This is a genomic window from Rhizobium sp. M10 (assembly GCF_002531955.1).
In the GTDB taxonomy this organism is placed as follows: domain Bacteria; phylum Pseudomonadota; class Alphaproteobacteria; order Rhizobiales; family Rhizobiaceae; genus Rhizobium; species Rhizobium etli_C.
The window spans coordinates 228,786-242,971 of record NZ_NWTA01000002.1; the positions used below are offsets into that span (position 1 = coordinate 228,786).

The following is a 14,186-nucleotide window of genomic DNA, read 5'->3' on the forward strand; positions in this document are numbered from 1 at the left end:
GTTGCGGCCGGTCGCGGGCTCAGCCGGCCGCGAGATAGCCCTTCAAATAGTTGACCAGCGACGCCCGGCCCGCATCGGACGGATCGTCATGAGAGGGACTGCTGAGGTCCTGAAGGAGATAATCCTTGAGCTCGTCATCGTCATGCGCGACATAGATGCCCGGCCGGTCGATGAGCTGGCTGACGGTCGCAAGCTGATGATCGTTTCGGTGCTCGCCAAGGGCTGCCTTGCGGGGAACGAGAATGATCGGTTTGCCGAAACGTTTCGCCGTGAGCACGGTGCCGATGCCCGCGTGAGAAACGATCACGCTCGCTTCGCGAAAGACCCTGTCGAAGTCGGCAGGTTCGATATTCTTGATCCATTTCATGTTTTCAGGCGTGTAGGTGCCCTTGCCGATCTGCGCCAGAACCGGCCGGGTCAATTCTTTGGCGAAGGCGTCGACCGCCTTGACGAGGCGATCGAACGGCAGCTGCGTTCCGACGGTGACCAGGATCAAAGGACAGCTCCTGCGTAATGCGGGCCGTCCGGCCGCGACAGATGTTGCCATTGCGTCAGCCAGAGCGTCGCGATATGGCCGGCCAGTTTTCCCGAAAGGGACAGCTTCTCGACATTGGCGACGCTATCGATCCAGATCGTGCGCTTGCCCATGAGCCTGCCGGCCAATAGGCAGAACAAGCCCGGGGCTGCTCCCGTGGACAGGACGACGTCGGGTTTCAGCTTGAATACAATGTAGAATGCGCTGAAAAAGCACTTGATCGACATAATGATCGAGTCGCGGCTGCAGTCAGGCAAAACCAAGCCATTGCTGATCTCGTATTTTTTCAAGAGACCGGGAATGGTGGTGGCAAAAAAAACCTCGCTGCCTTCGAAGGCGGCTCGCATCGCCATCATCTGTTCCCAGTGCCCACCTCCGGACGAAGCGGCAAGAATTTTCCGTCGTTTTCCGTCAGTCATATCAGTCCATCCTCGCAATATTTTACGGTACGCGCTGCTATGGGGATCTCAGCATAGTTAGATGTCACGCCGTTGCGAATCGTTCACATTTTGTGAACCATGCACTAGAGAAAATTTGCTATTGCAATGCATCATTTTTGAATGCAATGCAATGTGGCTCGACCAACACGTCCCCGCGAGTGACAGTGTATCGCCTCGAAAGGACAAACAGATGCACAACAATCCCGTACGTGCTTACCGTCCCGATATAGATGGTCTTCGCTCGGTCGCCGTCGTTTCCGTTGTGCTATTCCATGCCGGTCTGAGCTCATTTACGGGCGGATTCGTTGGCGTCGATATTTTCTTCGTCATTTCGGGATATCTCATTACAGGGCATATTTATGGCGACATTCTAAAATCGGAATTCAAATTCACAAGATTCTACGCCCGACGAGCCCGGCGGATATTGCCGGCCTTGTTCTTCGTATTGGGCGTCTCTTTTTTGATCGGTTTTTTGCTTCTGTCTCCTGGCGAATTCAGGAAATTTTCGCACAGTGCCATTGCGGCCATGTTGGGCGCCTCCAACATCTATTATTGGCTTTCCAGCAATTACTTCTCGCCGGCATCCGATCAGCTGCCGATGCTGATGACCTGGAGCCTCGGCGTGGAAGAACAGTTTTACATGGTTTTTCCGTGGATCATTTTGTTCCTGAACCGCTACGTCAAGCGGGTCATCCTTCCGGCAATCGCAACGCTTGTCGTACTTTCCTTCATATTTTCTGTCGTAGCTCTAAAGATCAATCCGGCTTTCACCTTCTACCTGCTTCCGACCCGCGCATGGGAACTGGGAATTGGTGGCATCCTCGCTGTCATGGAGACAAAGGGGATGCGTCTCGATCGAGGGAGAAGCGCGGTCGTCAATGCCATTGCTTTGATCGGCGCGATGTTGATTGTCGTGCCGATCTGCGTCTACAACGATTCCACACCTTTTCCCGGTGCTGCGGCGCTTTTGCCGGTTCTCGGGTCGGCGCTGCTGATTGCGACCCCAAGCTCGATCGTTGCTTTTGCGCTCGGTTCGCGGCCACTCGTTTTTATCGGCCTTGTCTCATACTCCTGGTATCTTTGGCATTGGCCGCTTTTGAGCTTCGCTAGCGTCGCGTCTGTCTGGCCGTTGCAGCAATCGAATGCTTTAGTCATCGTTGGGATCTCATTTATCCTGGCGGTTCTGACGTATTATCTCGTGGAGAAGCCGTTTCGACGCCCGGGTGTTTCCGATGACCGGACACTTTGGCGCTATGCAACCGCCCTGGCAGTTTTCGCTCTTCCTTTCGCGCTGAGCGCGCTGCTGGCCGGTATCCCGCAGAGATTTAACCCCCAGGTCGCGAAGATTGAAGAGATCGCCGGCGATCGTGAAGCGTGCCTGGTATCCTATGGCGCAACCTCCCCACTCATGGGTCGCAACTGCGAACGTTCAGGCAACGGCGAGCCTGCGATAGCCTTGATTGGCGACAGCCATGCGGCCGCACTTGCGCCCGGATTGAGAGCCGTCGCGCAAGAGCGGGGCTACCAGCTTTACGTCTTTACCAAATCATCCTGCCCGCCATTGACCGACGCCACGCGCTATATGCCCAACCACCCGCGCCATGCGGCGGAATGCTCGACCTATAATGCCAAGGTGATGGATTTGCTGCGTGAAAACGACGCGATCAAGAAAGTTATCCTGGCCGGATACTGGTCTGCTCCGATGCGTGAAGCAGAGAGCGGCTCCCGCTACATTCTGCCAGGCGCCGATGGCGCGGAGCAGGCCGAAAATAAAAATGGGCCGACCTTAGAGTCGGCACTTGCGTCGCAGGTCGCGCAATTGCGGGCAATGAATAAGGATGTCGTCCTTCTGCAAGACGTTCCATTGTTCAACTTTAACCCTGTTCGTGCGGTGCTGCAGCGTGCGATACCCTTCAGGTCGGCGTTTGGAGGATGGCTCGACGGTGATCGCGATTTGACACCGTACGATGCCCCGATGAATGCCGTCGCAAATTTCAAGGATCCAGTCAGGGATATCATCACCCGCGTCGCGGAGAAATCACCGCCTGGCGTCGTCCTGATCGACCCTTTCGACGCGCTTTGCCCGCGAGCTCGATGCAGTTTTTCCACTGTCGACGGAGCGCCGTTGTTCATAGACAATCAGCATCTATCGACTCTCGGTTCGGAAGTTGCTGCCCGGGCGGTCCTTCCGGTGGAGGATGAGGAGAAGATGAGGACGACGTCTTTTTCCGATAAGCAGTCTCGGCTGACTGGTGTTGTGAAAGACACTGATACGCCGGTGCGTTGAGCGGAATAATGCCGATCGCGCGTTTGAATGTACCCATTTTTCCGGAATTTGGGCCGCTGAGTTCGCCTACGCTTCCCGCATGAACAATGGGCGGCACTCACGTCGTCACATCCCGCAACGGATCCTTCCAGGGGCGATTCGATAGGTGTCCCTGTCATCGATGACCTCCGAAAAATTGGAGGCCATGGATTGAAGGTCGAAGAACAGCGAGCTTATGGTGCGCGAGAGCATGATGCCGAAGAGTGTGCACGACGGGCGACTCCGAAAGATCGCGGCGCGCTTTAAGCAGCAACAACCTTAGCTTTGAGCCTGGTCGATTTCAGGTGGCGCCCCACAGGCTTTTCGACGGACAGGTAAATCAGAGAGCTCTAACTTTAATTTGAAACAGAATGATTTTAGGCTGCCTCGTCTATCATTCGTTCTAGACTTCTATCCGCTGGGTGCGTTCGTCGATGAACCACCGCTCTTCAATCTGCTTATCGGAAGGGAGACAACGAGGTAAGGCCAAAGAATAACCGGTGCCAGCATCATTCCCGCCTCCGTCATTGAGCCAACCACGATCAGAAGAATGATTGCAACTTCTTTGGAGTGCGTGGCGCGAAGTTCCGTGGAACGTTGAATCGTCACGAGACGGCCAACCAGACGCTGAAGAACAAAAGCTGTCCAGGCAATCATTCCCGGAACCCCGATGTTGAGGGCAAGTTCCAAGTATGTGTTATGGGTGGAGCGCGCATCGAAGGTCAACTCGACATATTGCTCCATAACTTCCGGTTGACGGAAAACAGCGAAACCGTACCCAAGAAGAGGGCGGTCATATACCAGCGGCATCAGCTGTTCCCAAATATTGGTGCGCCCGGAAAAGGTAAGATCTTTTCCGAACGCGTCTGCAATCATCTGGGCAACGCCAAGATAGGCAAATGATGCTGCAGCCCCAATGAAGAGGCAGAAGAAGAAAACAATGAAAGAGCGCGCCAGCGAGTTTCTCACGGTTTGCATCATACGCGAGCCCATCAACGTGGCCACGCCGATGGCAACCATAACCACTGCCGTCGAAGATTTGGAAACAACGATGAGGAGGAGGGTAAACAGCAACGCCGCCCAGCGCAGGAGTTGGCTATAGCGCAGTGGTCCCTTCGGCATTCCTACCGAGAGCATGGTTATGAAACTGACGGCACAAAACTGACCGAGGCCGTTCTTGTGGTAGAACAGGCCCTTTACCATGCCGGCGTAGGATCCTGCCATGACAGCATATCTTGGAAGGGCAATGGTATACAGAACGTTCGCAAAGGCGGCGAAAATGCCAAAAGTCGCCAGAAGCCGGAAGGTTTCAACGCTGCCGTATCGATGTCTGTAAAGCAATGGCGGGATTGTCAGAACGGCCACAGCGGCAATGCCGCGTATGGATGCGCCAAAGCTAATCGAGACCGCAAGAGAAAGAAATGAAATTACAGCAACGGCGACAACCAGAATCGGTACCCTGCGAAAATAAGAAAGGAAACGATTTGGCTCCAGCACGAAGTAAAGACCGATCAGCGGAATGAGGCTGTACAGCATCATTTTCTGCGGAAACGGATCAACGGCTGCATCTTCATTGAAGTTTGTGGGATAGCCGTACCACATTCCGGTTGTCCGCAAGAGTGTCAGATAGAACATTCCCGTGAGGAGCACGCGGACGAGCGTTTCTTTTCTGATGCCGCGACGTGGCCGCGGGCGGACGGCTGGCCGAACGCTGATATCCTTGTCCGAAACGTAAGAATGGCCGAAACTCATCGGAGGGCACTCCCGCAAGCAGTATCAGAGGGCGGCATCGGGCCTGTATTCCTGGTATGCATGTCCTAGGATCCCGTTGACCATGCCGGCGCCGCGCAGAACATGGGTGAGCGCGCGCATGCCCCAATAGGGTGAAACCAGGATTGCCGGCAGCATGGCCAGTCCGAGTATCACTCTCGTCGCACCATAGGCCGCGCGATAGAGCCGGCGCTTGAGGTTGCCATGCAGGACTTCGCTGACAGCGAAGGTATTGCCGAGCCGGTATTGCCGCTGCAGCACCCACTTCCAGGTCATGCGGCTGGCCGGAACGATATCATAGACGAGTGCCTTGTCAGCCCAGAAAACCTTCATGCCGCGGCGAATAGCCTGATTGAAGAAGAGATAGTCCGTGCCGCCGGTGAAGCGCATCTTCTCTTCGAAGCGCAGGTTCCATGAGCGGATGAGTTGATAATCGAACATGACATTGTTCGAGGCCGCATAAGAAATACGCTGGCCATCCTTGTTCTTCTTGCGCTCGAAAACCCTAGCTTTGATGAAATATTCCGGCGGACTGTCGGGATAGACCGGCTGGACGGGACCGTAGACACAATCAGCGCCGTTTCTCTCCCGTGTCTCCAGCATCGCGTCCAGCCAACCATCGATCGGCCATTCGTCATCGTCGAGAAAGCAGAAGAGCTCGGTGCCGGCAGGGGCTGAATCCAAGGCACGGTTGCGCGCGAAGGGTATGCCCTGGTTCGGTTCGACGACATAAATCAGATCGTAGGCGTCTGTCCCGCCGAAGCCCTCGACCATTGTTCTTGCACTGCCGGCGGCATCATTGTCGACGATCACCATGGTGAGATGATAGGGGCGAGCCGGATGCTTTGTCTGGCGTGTCATCACGTCGAGCAGTTTGGCAATCCCGTCCAGACGCCGATAGGTCAGTACGCCGACGGCAATGCGCAACGGCGACGCGTTCGGTTGATCGGCGCCGGCAGATGAATGCTGAGAAATGTTTTGCTGGTTCATGACTGTCCTCTGCGCAGCATATTTCCCAAACGCTTGCGCGCTGCCATCAAAGCCACTTCGGTTGCGGCATCATCGCCGAACGGACCGCCGGCCAGGATGTTGCGAGCTTCGCTCCTCAGTTTCAAGAGCGATGTCGCTTCGGCAATGCCACCGGCTACGAGGCTCTTGCCGAGCGCATGCAGCCCGTCATAGCGGCGCGCCAGTTCCAATCCGGTCGCGATCATGATCCGCGGGCGCAGTGTTTTTGCCCTGCTCGTTCCCGTATAGCGGTTCGACGCATGGATGCGCTGAAAGGTCAGCGGTGTTTCGACGATGGCGCCGCGGCCGAGATAGGCGGCGGCAAACTTGATATAATTGTCGCTGAGGACGACATCTTTCGCGACAGACATTGGCAGGATCTGGGACAACAGGTTGCGGCGGAAGCTCAAGCCTGATGTCGGGACGGGAAGCGATGGAAAGCCGCCTTTGCGCAACGTTTCTCGCTTGTCGAACAGCGTCACTCGCAGTTGGGCGGGAGGCGGATCGCCTTCAGTGGTCGTCACGCGGTCGAAGCACCAATCGATCTCGTTGCGGTCATAGATCTCGGCGATGCGCGAAAGTTTGCCGGGCAGAAACGCATCATCGGCATCGAGGAGAAAGAGGATATCACCACTTGCGGCCGCAAAACCCGCGTTGAAGCTCGAAGCCTGGCCGCCGTTTTCCTTCAAGACGGTCAGGATTCGCTCGCCATAGGAGCTGAGAATCTCTCTGGAATCATCGGTGGAACCATCGTCGACCACAATTACCTCGAAATCGGGATAGGCCTGCGACAGAACGCTGTCGATGCATGCGCACAGGAACTGACCATAATTGAAATTGTTGATGAGCACCGAGAGTTTCAAACTACCGTCTCCTACAGCGCCGCGCGTCTTTTCAGATGCGCAAAAGGTGCCGTAACACTTTGAGTTGCTGCACAGTTTTATTCCCAATCGGTTCCGATTTAAGGAATTATGCAGTAGGCTAATCGATCATCTTGCCAGCGTCTGAGGCGCATATCGACGAATTCCGGCGCGATAGCCACGCATGTAGTAATATTTCCAGATTGCCCAGAAACGTTTCTTCGATTGCGGCAGGAGATAAAGCATCGCGGCCCGGAAGGCCCATTGCGCGCTTTCGATCCAGGTCGGAAGCGGAACTCCGCTTAACCTTACCCCTCCAGGAACCTCATCGGGAAAGAGCGCCGGCATGCCGTAGCCAAGCCGCTCGCCTCTCTTCTGGACCCAATCCTCCGTGACGCTCGATGCCGGAATCCAATGGTGAACCACGGCCTCGGCGCATCGATAGGATTTGGCGCCATTTGCCGCCAGGCGAATGATGATTTCCGCATCTTCACCCATGGCGAATATTTTTCCGGGAAGAGGACCGATATCTTCGCGATAGCGCACGCTTGTTCCAAGCAGTTCTCGCCGAATGATCGTATTCGGGCCCCAGACTTTTGTCGGGTCGCACGGCCCGCTTTGCGTTTCATCGACGATCGCAAAGGTGGAACCCATGGGAATCCACTCGATAAAAGGGTCTTTTGGCTCCTTTTCCCAATCGGGGACGATTCTGCCGCCGAAGACGCCATAACCCGGATGGGCAGCGGCGCAATCGACGATCGCTTTCAGCCAGTTGGGTTCGGCGCGAACATCGTCATCCGTAAAGACGACGAGATCTCCCTTCACCCGATCCAAAGCCAAGTTCAGCGCGCCCGACTTTCCCGGCTTGCGCTGCTGCAGGATGGTGATGGGAAGCTTGTCGCTATAGGATTTCAAAAGATCAAACGTGCCGTCATTGCTGTTGTTGTCGACGGCAATCAATTCCCACCGATCACGGGGCAGCTCTTGGCACACCAAGGAATCCAAAGTGTGGCGCAGACGGCGGCTGGCGCCATTGTAGGATGAAAAGAGCACGCTGACGAAGAGATCCGACATCATTTGCCAACCCTTTTGGTGAAGTCGAAAGAGAAAAGCATCATGTTTTGGCTGCCTATGCGATATTGGACGGATCGGTCTCTATGCGGGATTCGACCGCGTCCGGCCGAAGAATTCGCGTCGATAACCGTTGCCGAGAACCCTCAGCTTGCGAAAATTGCGCAACAACCGGCGCGGCTTAAGGAGTACGCCGCGATTGAGGAAATATTGCCGCATCAGGCTCGGCGCCCGGCTATGCGATCCGCCATGGGCGACACGGTAGACCGCGCCCCGGAAAGGAAGCTTGGTCAGCGGCGCGCCGCGTTGGGCAAGAATATCCGCAATGCGGACATGGCTGCCCAGCATCGCCTTGATCCAGTCGAGCGACGCGTCTTCAAACCGCTGCGGCAGTTCATAGAGATCGGCGCGAATGATCAGGGAGGTGCCGCAGAGATGGCTGAAATCGTCATGGCCGAGCAGAAAATTGCCGCCGTCATCCCAGATGTAGCCGTTGTCGATTGTCCATCCGTTGGCGTTCCGGTTTTCCGATACGTATTGAACGATCCGGGAACTGACGAAATCGTCGTCATCGACAATCATGAAAAAGCGGCTGTCTGCGGCATTCAGCATACCGCTCAGCACGCGCCGACCCTTGTCGGCACGGAAGGCATCGAGGAAGTCCTCCTTGCTGCCCTTTCCGAGTTCGTGCATGTCGTTTGGCGGAAACGTCACGCGGACGGCGGAGAATTTCTCCGGCAGATCAGGCAGGTCGGCCCCCTCGTTTGCGACGATGATGCCGCGCCAGTCTCCATTGGTCTGGTTGGAGATGGAGGCCACGGTCTGGCTGAGATTGGCCTTCAGCTTGCTCCAATCGCGGGAATTGTCCTGATGTCGGACCGGGATGATGAAGGTAACGAGTGGCATCGAATAACCCCCTTAAGCCCGCAAGCTCACAGCTTCTTTTTCGTCGACACGCCCCTTGGCCGCCTGTTGACGCGCCCACTCGATCCCGTCTTCGAGCGAGGTTGCCTTGTATGAAAGATCCGTTCCGCCGGAGAAAGCATTCATAAAGCGGCGAATCTTTCCATAACTATTGTCCAGCACCGCATGCGGGCGGCCGAGCAGCAGCGAGCAGATATGGACGTGCAGACGGTCGGTGACGATTGCGCGGGCACGCGAAATCTGACTGATGCCGCGTTCGAATCGGTTGTGGGCAGCCGCGTCCAGCCTGCGCAATGCAACTTCGCTGGGCTTCAATGCGAGATAGGCGGAAGCTACGCCAAGCTTCTTGGAGATATTCACCTTCCGCTTGGACTCCGTGATCCAGTCTTCCACAGGAATATCGGAAGGTATCTTGCGATCGGTGCCGCCAACCCGTTCCGCATCTTCCCTCAGCATGGCGAGGACGGGAATTTGCGTCGCCCTTTCCGGAAGCGCGCCGATGGCGAAAGCCATATCGGGGCATAGCCGCACCGTGCAGTCGAAATGTTTCTCGGAAAATTCCTTCGATTCTTCGTCGCGCACGAGCAGTACGAAATTCTTGTGGCGCCCGATTGCCCGTTTGGACTGTTCGATACGCTCAGGCGAGCTGTAGTGGATCGACTGCGGGAACTGGACGATCTGCCGATCGGGGAAGCGCTCCATAATCGCTTCACGGAAATCCTGATGGGCAACCCAGATATCGCCGAAATTGCCGCCGCCGTGTATGAAGATCGGGCCCGTGGGCACGCGCCTTTTCAGTTCGTCGGCGGAGAAGTCGTACAGCCTGGAAACATAGTCCGGGCGCTTGCCGAAGCGATTTTTGAGATAGGCCATCTCACCCAGCCAGATCGCCGAGTCGCCACAATTGCGGATGTCGGGGAAGTCGAGAATCGCGAGCGGCTCGTCGCGCGAGACATAGTCCTTCAGGCAATCATGGATCATGCCATTGAGTTTTGCGATCAGCTCAGATCTGGATAGGCTGGTCATTCTGCCTCACTTGTTAAGGTTCGTTTTAGCTTTAAGCCGACTTGGGAACGGCAATACGTTTGGCTTTTGACAGGAACTTGACGACGATACGCTGAACTTCGGTTTCCGGGCCATTTGGCTTCTTCATCGCGAGCCAAAGGACAAAGCTGGAACCGATATAGATGATGCCGCCCGTGATGACGAGGATGGCGAGATATAGGGCCAAGTGCAGCTTCTCGGTGGGCATGCTGAATATATGCGACAATCCCCAGACGCCCGCGGCCATCAAGGCGACGCTGGCAAGCGCGCGGAAATTAGCCCCCAGTTGCTGGAAGAACGGCAGGTTGATCAGGCGCTTGACGAGAAGCATGTTGACCACGGTGGAAATCAGGCCCGTCAGCACGCGCGCATAAACCACGCCTGTAAGTCCGCCAATCATGAGACCGGCGATGATGATGGGAACGCGAACCACCAGCATCTGCGTGTCGCGGATGAACAGCATCTTGGTATGGCCCTTGGCCATTCCGAGCGGCTGGACGAGCGAACCGAGGGTCTGCAAGGCGAAGACGGATGCGAGCGCCTGAACGATGAAGATCGCGGGCACCCACTTCTCTCCGAGGGCAAGCCGCATCATCGGATCGGCGACGACAGCCATGCCGATACCGGCTGGAAGCGCCACGGCCGCCAACAGCGCCTGCGCACGCTGATAGGCCGCGACAAGCCGGACCGGATCGTTGCGGACCTTGGAAAAGCCCGGATAGATCGTCTGGTTCAGCGGCGCCGTCGCCTCGCGCGTCGGCAGCGTCGAAAGCGTGTTGCCGACCGTGTAATGGCCGAGCTGTGTGGCGCCGAGCATCTTGCCGATCAGCAGATATTCGATCCGCCAGTTCAGCGTGTTGACGATCTGTCCGGCCGTCAGCCACACCGAGAAGGAGAACAATTCCCGTGCATGCCGGAAGGTTATGCGCGGCCAGAAGGGCAGGACCGTATAGGATACGATGATGTTGGTCACCTGATAGGCGAGGGTGCCGATCACGAGAGCCCAATAGCTCTGATAGATGGCGGCAATCGCCACCGTCACGACGAAGCCGACCAGCTTTTGCGAGACGTTGAGGACGAATTCCTGCCAGAAGATCAGATCGCGCTGGAGCATGACGCGGCGCGGATTAGCAAGACCGCTCAAGAGCAGGCTGAAGCTCAGGGCAAGCATGACGCTCGTCAGGCGCGGTTCGTTATAAAACTCGGCGATCGGGTAGGACGAGGCGGCAAACAACAGCGCGAGAATCGCGCTTCTCGTCACGCTCAACGTCCAGACCGCGCTGAAGTGCGTTTCGCTCGGTGACTCGTGGCGGATAAGCGCCTGGTTGAGCGAGAGTTCGGTGACCGAACTCAAGATGACCTGGATCGTCGTGGCGATGGCGACGAGACCAAAATCTGCCGGCACGAGATACCAGGCGAGCACGAAGGTGCTGAGTGCCGAAAGCCCGTTGACGATGGCGCGGGACAGACTGAGCCACATGCTGCCTTGAATCAATCGGTCGGTAACGCTGCTCATGGGCGAACGGCTCCTGAGGTCTGGGATATTGACCATCTAAGCGGACTGCACGCCCATCCGGAGTGCTGCTCTCCCTTGCGGGAGCAGAGGGTGTTGATGGTGTCGGAAAGCATCATGCCTTCTTGCCTCGTCAGGAACCGGGTTTGCGACATCATAGGGCGCTTGCCGTTTTCTTCGAAAAATCGTGCTTCAGCCGGTCCAGCTCGACCAGCATTTTCTCGTGCGCTCTTACGATCGCCTCATCGGAGCTGAGCTGCCCCGGCTTTTCTGCTACCCGCTGCAGCGTCTTGACGGTCGAGCCGAAGACATAGTTGCCGGTCAGCTGCCGGATGCGGCGATGACGGAACGTGATGTTCTTCAACAGAGATGTGTTCTTCCGGACCAGCGACGCGCCTGCTTCGACGAGGTTCGACGGGCCGATCGGATCGAAGTCGATCTCCAGGTCGAGCGCACTCGCCCAGTCATACCATTTGGCGCGATTGCCCGGTGCGATCGGCCGGATCGCCCGCCAGGGAACGCGCAACGCATCGGATATGATGCAGCCATGCATCGCCTCGGAGACGACTTTATGCGAGGCACTGATTTCGGTCAGAACCTTTTCCACAGACCAGCGCGGATCGATATAATGGATGCCCGCAAGATCGCAGACCTTGTCCCAGCTGCCATACATAGCGCTTTCGTAATGCGGCATGAAGGAGACCGGATAGCGCTTCTCGATGCTTTTCGCATCCCAGCAGCTGCGCGTCAGAATGCCTGAATCGCCCATGGCATAGCTCGGATCGATGCCGAGGACCTCGGCGGTCTTCTTTCCGCGCACGAAATAGAACGTCCAGTTGCCGTCGACTTTCGGCGGGTTGGTATAGCCGCCATAGCCCGAACCGAAGACGATCTTCTGCATGTTCGGATCGAAATTGTCGTAGAGGATCGAACCGATCCCGAGAAAGAGCTGGCCTTCGTCGTCGTCGAAGAATCCGGGCAGCAGACGCTCCCAGAGCCAATGGTTCAGTTCGTCGCCAAAATTCTCGTGTTTCCCGCGGTAGGCAAACATCTTCATCGTGCTTCTCCAGTCGGCAAGTGCGTGACGATCTGCGAAACCGTCTCGTCTTCGCGCTCCATGCGTCCGTAACGCGAAATGATTTTGATGTCGCTGCGGATTATCTTGGCCGGGTTGCCGGCGACGAGCGAGCGCGGCGGCACGCTCTTGGTCACCACCGAGCCGGAGCCGATGACGCATTCATCGCCGATCTCGACGCCGGGCAGGATGATGCTGCGGGCGCCGATGAAGCAGCGTTTGCCGATCCTCGTGTGCAGATAGAGACCCCGCGTCAGATCGTGGGTCAGGATCGCGGCTTCGAAGGCGACATAGGTTTCCGCGCCGATATGCAATCCTTTCGGGTTGGTCTTATCGAACCGCACGCTGAGCGAAAAGCTTGCCGTCGGATCGATGTCCATTCCCCAGAATTTCGTATAATAGAGCCACTTGGCCCTGACGATTCCGTTCCGCAGCGGCCGAAATACGTTCAGTCCCCACTTCGGCTTCTTTCCTGTCTGCACCATCAAGTCCGACCCCGGCTGGAAAATTCGTCTAGCACGGAACTGTAATAGTCCTCGAGCATCCCCGTTTGGCGACGTATGTCGAAGCGCTCGGCCACCAGAAGCGGTGCCCGCGCGCTGAAGGCTGTCCACAGGGCCTGATCGTTGAGCAGCCTTCCGACCGCTTCCGCCATTCCCGCGACATCCCGCTCCTCCACGAGATAGCCAGTTTTCCCCTCCTCGATCGCTTCGCCTACGCCTCCCGAGCGGAATGCGACGACCGGAGTGCCGACGGCCTCGGCCTCGAGATTGGCGAGGCCGAACGCTTCTGCGTGACCATTGTCGAGGGTCACGCTGCCGTGGAGATAAAGCTCTGCACTGGCCAGCAGATCCCTTATCTCAGTCTGCGACAGATTTTCATGGATCGTGACGCTTGGCAAGGAACGACGCGCCAGCGCCTCGATTTCCTCTTTCAGCGGTCCCTGACCCACCATGACGAATTCGACCGGTGTGCCGGTCGCCGCCACGCGCGACAGCGCGTCGATCATGAAGCGGTGGCCCTTATAGTCGACGAAACGGGCGATGGAAACCACCAGTCCCTTTTTTCGGGGGCGGGGCTCCATTTTGAAGAGATCGAGATCGATGCCGATGTGGTGGCGATAGACGCGGTCGGCACGGAAGCCGAGCGCCAGCAGCCGGTCGCGAATGAAATCGGAAACGGCGATGTTCCAGCTGTTCCAGCCGGCCATTTCGCTGCGGCCCTTGGCGAAGAAGCGCACCTGATTGAAGCCGCCCGGTTTTTTCGGATCGCCGCGATAGGTGGCGTCGAATCCGTGAAACGTCGTCACGAGCGGCTTGCCGGCGGCCCGCGCTAAGGGCCCGATGACATAGCCGTTCTTGCCGAAATGCGCGTGAACGAGGTCGGCCTGGCCGATCGCGGGAAAGAGGAAAGGCAGGCCGATCTGCGGAATTTTCAACAGAAGTTCACCGGCCCGCGCGATCGGCGACCGGCGGATGTCGTGAACCGGAACAGTGGATTTTTTGGTGTGGGCCGAGGAAATTCGCGTGCCGGCAAGAATTTCAGCCTCGAACGAACGAAACGCTATCGCCTGATTGAGAACAAATGCCTGGCTGGCAGGCAGAAATTTTTCCACATAAATAACTGCCTTTTTCATGAATC

The 14,186-nt window shown here is 56.9% G+C and carries 13 protein-coding genes; 1 reads left to right on the plus strand and 12 read right to left on the minus strand.

The genetic code is table 11. From position 1 onward, the window contains the following. Positions 1-19: 19 nt before the first annotated feature. Both CO671_RS02850 and CO671_RS02855 read right to left on the minus strand, forming a co-directional pair. Complete coding sequence (locus CO671_RS02850) at positions 20-496, minus strand: glycosyltransferase (RefSeq protein WP_010030047.1); 477 nt, start codon at positions 494-496, stop codon at positions 20-22. Further along, the gene (locus CO671_RS02855; RefSeq protein ID WP_097604240.1) at positions 493-954 is read right to left on the minus strand and encodes a glucuronosyltransferase; all 462 of its coding nucleotides are present in this window, start codon (positions 952-954) and stop codon (positions 493-495) included. The genes CO671_RS02850 and CO671_RS02855 overlap by 4 nt, the downstream gene beginning before the upstream one ends. Before the next feature lie 211 nt (positions 955-1,165). On the opposite strand from CO671_RS02855, the gene CO671_RS02860 reads away from it, so the two are divergent. Next, on the plus strand, positions 1,166-3,262 hold the full coding sequence (locus tag CO671_RS02860) for an acyltransferase family protein (RefSeq protein WP_170964916.1): 2,097 nt from the start codon (positions 1,166-1,168) through the stop codon (positions 3,260-3,262). Positions 3,263-3,691: 429 nt separating this feature from the next. On the opposite strand, the gene CO671_RS02865 is transcribed toward CO671_RS02860, so the two are convergent. From CO671_RS02865 to CO671_RS02910, 10 genes are all read right to left on the minus strand, one after another. Then, positions 3,692-5,032, minus strand: a complete 1,341-nt coding sequence (locus CO671_RS02865) for an O-antigen ligase family protein (RefSeq protein ID WP_097604242.1) — start codon at positions 5,030-5,032, stop codon at positions 3,692-3,694. A gap of 24 nt (positions 5,033-5,056) precedes the next feature. After that, the gene (locus CO671_RS02870) at positions 5,057-6,040 is read right to left on the minus strand and encodes a glycosyltransferase (protein ID WP_097604243.1); all 984 of its coding nucleotides are present in this window, start codon (positions 6,038-6,040) and stop codon (positions 5,057-5,059) included. After that, a complete protein-coding gene (locus CO671_RS02875) occupies positions 6,037-6,921 on the minus strand; it encodes a glycosyltransferase family 2 protein (protein ID WP_097604244.1) in 885 nt (294 codons plus the stop codon). Before CO671_RS02875 ends, CO671_RS02870 begins: the two co-directional genes overlap by 4 nt. A 126-nt stretch (positions 6,922-7,047) precedes the next feature. After that, positions 7,048-7,992, minus strand: coding sequence for a glycosyltransferase family A protein (locus CO671_RS02880; RefSeq protein WP_097604245.1), 945 nt, complete (start codon positions 7,990-7,992; stop codon positions 7,048-7,050). 81 nt (positions 7,993-8,073) lie between these two features. Further along, positions 8,074-8,895, minus strand: coding sequence for a galactosyl transferase (locus CO671_RS02885; RefSeq protein ID WP_097604246.1), 822 nt, complete (start codon positions 8,893-8,895; stop codon positions 8,074-8,076). 12 nt (positions 8,896-8,907) lie between these two features. Then, the gene (locus CO671_RS02890; RefSeq protein ID WP_097604247.1) at positions 8,908-9,939 is read right to left on the minus strand and encodes a polysaccharide pyruvyl transferase family protein; all 1,032 of its coding nucleotides are present in this window, start codon (positions 9,937-9,939) and stop codon (positions 8,908-8,910) included. Positions 9,940-9,970: 31 nt separating this feature from the next. Further along, a complete protein-coding gene (locus tag CO671_RS02895) occupies positions 9,971-11,473 on the minus strand; it encodes a lipopolysaccharide biosynthesis protein (protein ID WP_097604248.1) in 1,503 nt (500 codons plus the stop codon). A gap of 151 nt (positions 11,474-11,624) precedes the next feature. Beyond that, the gene (pssM, locus tag CO671_RS02900; protein ID WP_097604249.1) at positions 11,625-12,527 is read right to left on the minus strand and encodes an exopolysaccharide glucosyl ketal-pyruvate-transferase; all 903 of its coding nucleotides are present in this window, start codon (positions 12,525-12,527) and stop codon (positions 11,625-11,627) included. After that, complete coding sequence (locus CO671_RS02905; protein WP_097604250.1) at positions 12,524-13,030, minus strand: acyltransferase; 507 nt, start codon at positions 13,028-13,030, stop codon at positions 12,524-12,526. Before CO671_RS02905 ends, pssM begins: the two co-directional genes overlap by 4 nt. After that, entirely contained in the window at positions 13,030-14,181 is a 1,152-nt protein-coding gene (locus tag CO671_RS02910) for a glycosyltransferase (protein WP_097604251.1), read from the minus strand. The genes CO671_RS02905 and CO671_RS02910 overlap by 1 nt, the downstream gene beginning before the upstream one ends. Positions 14,182-14,186 lie beyond the last annotated feature (5 nt).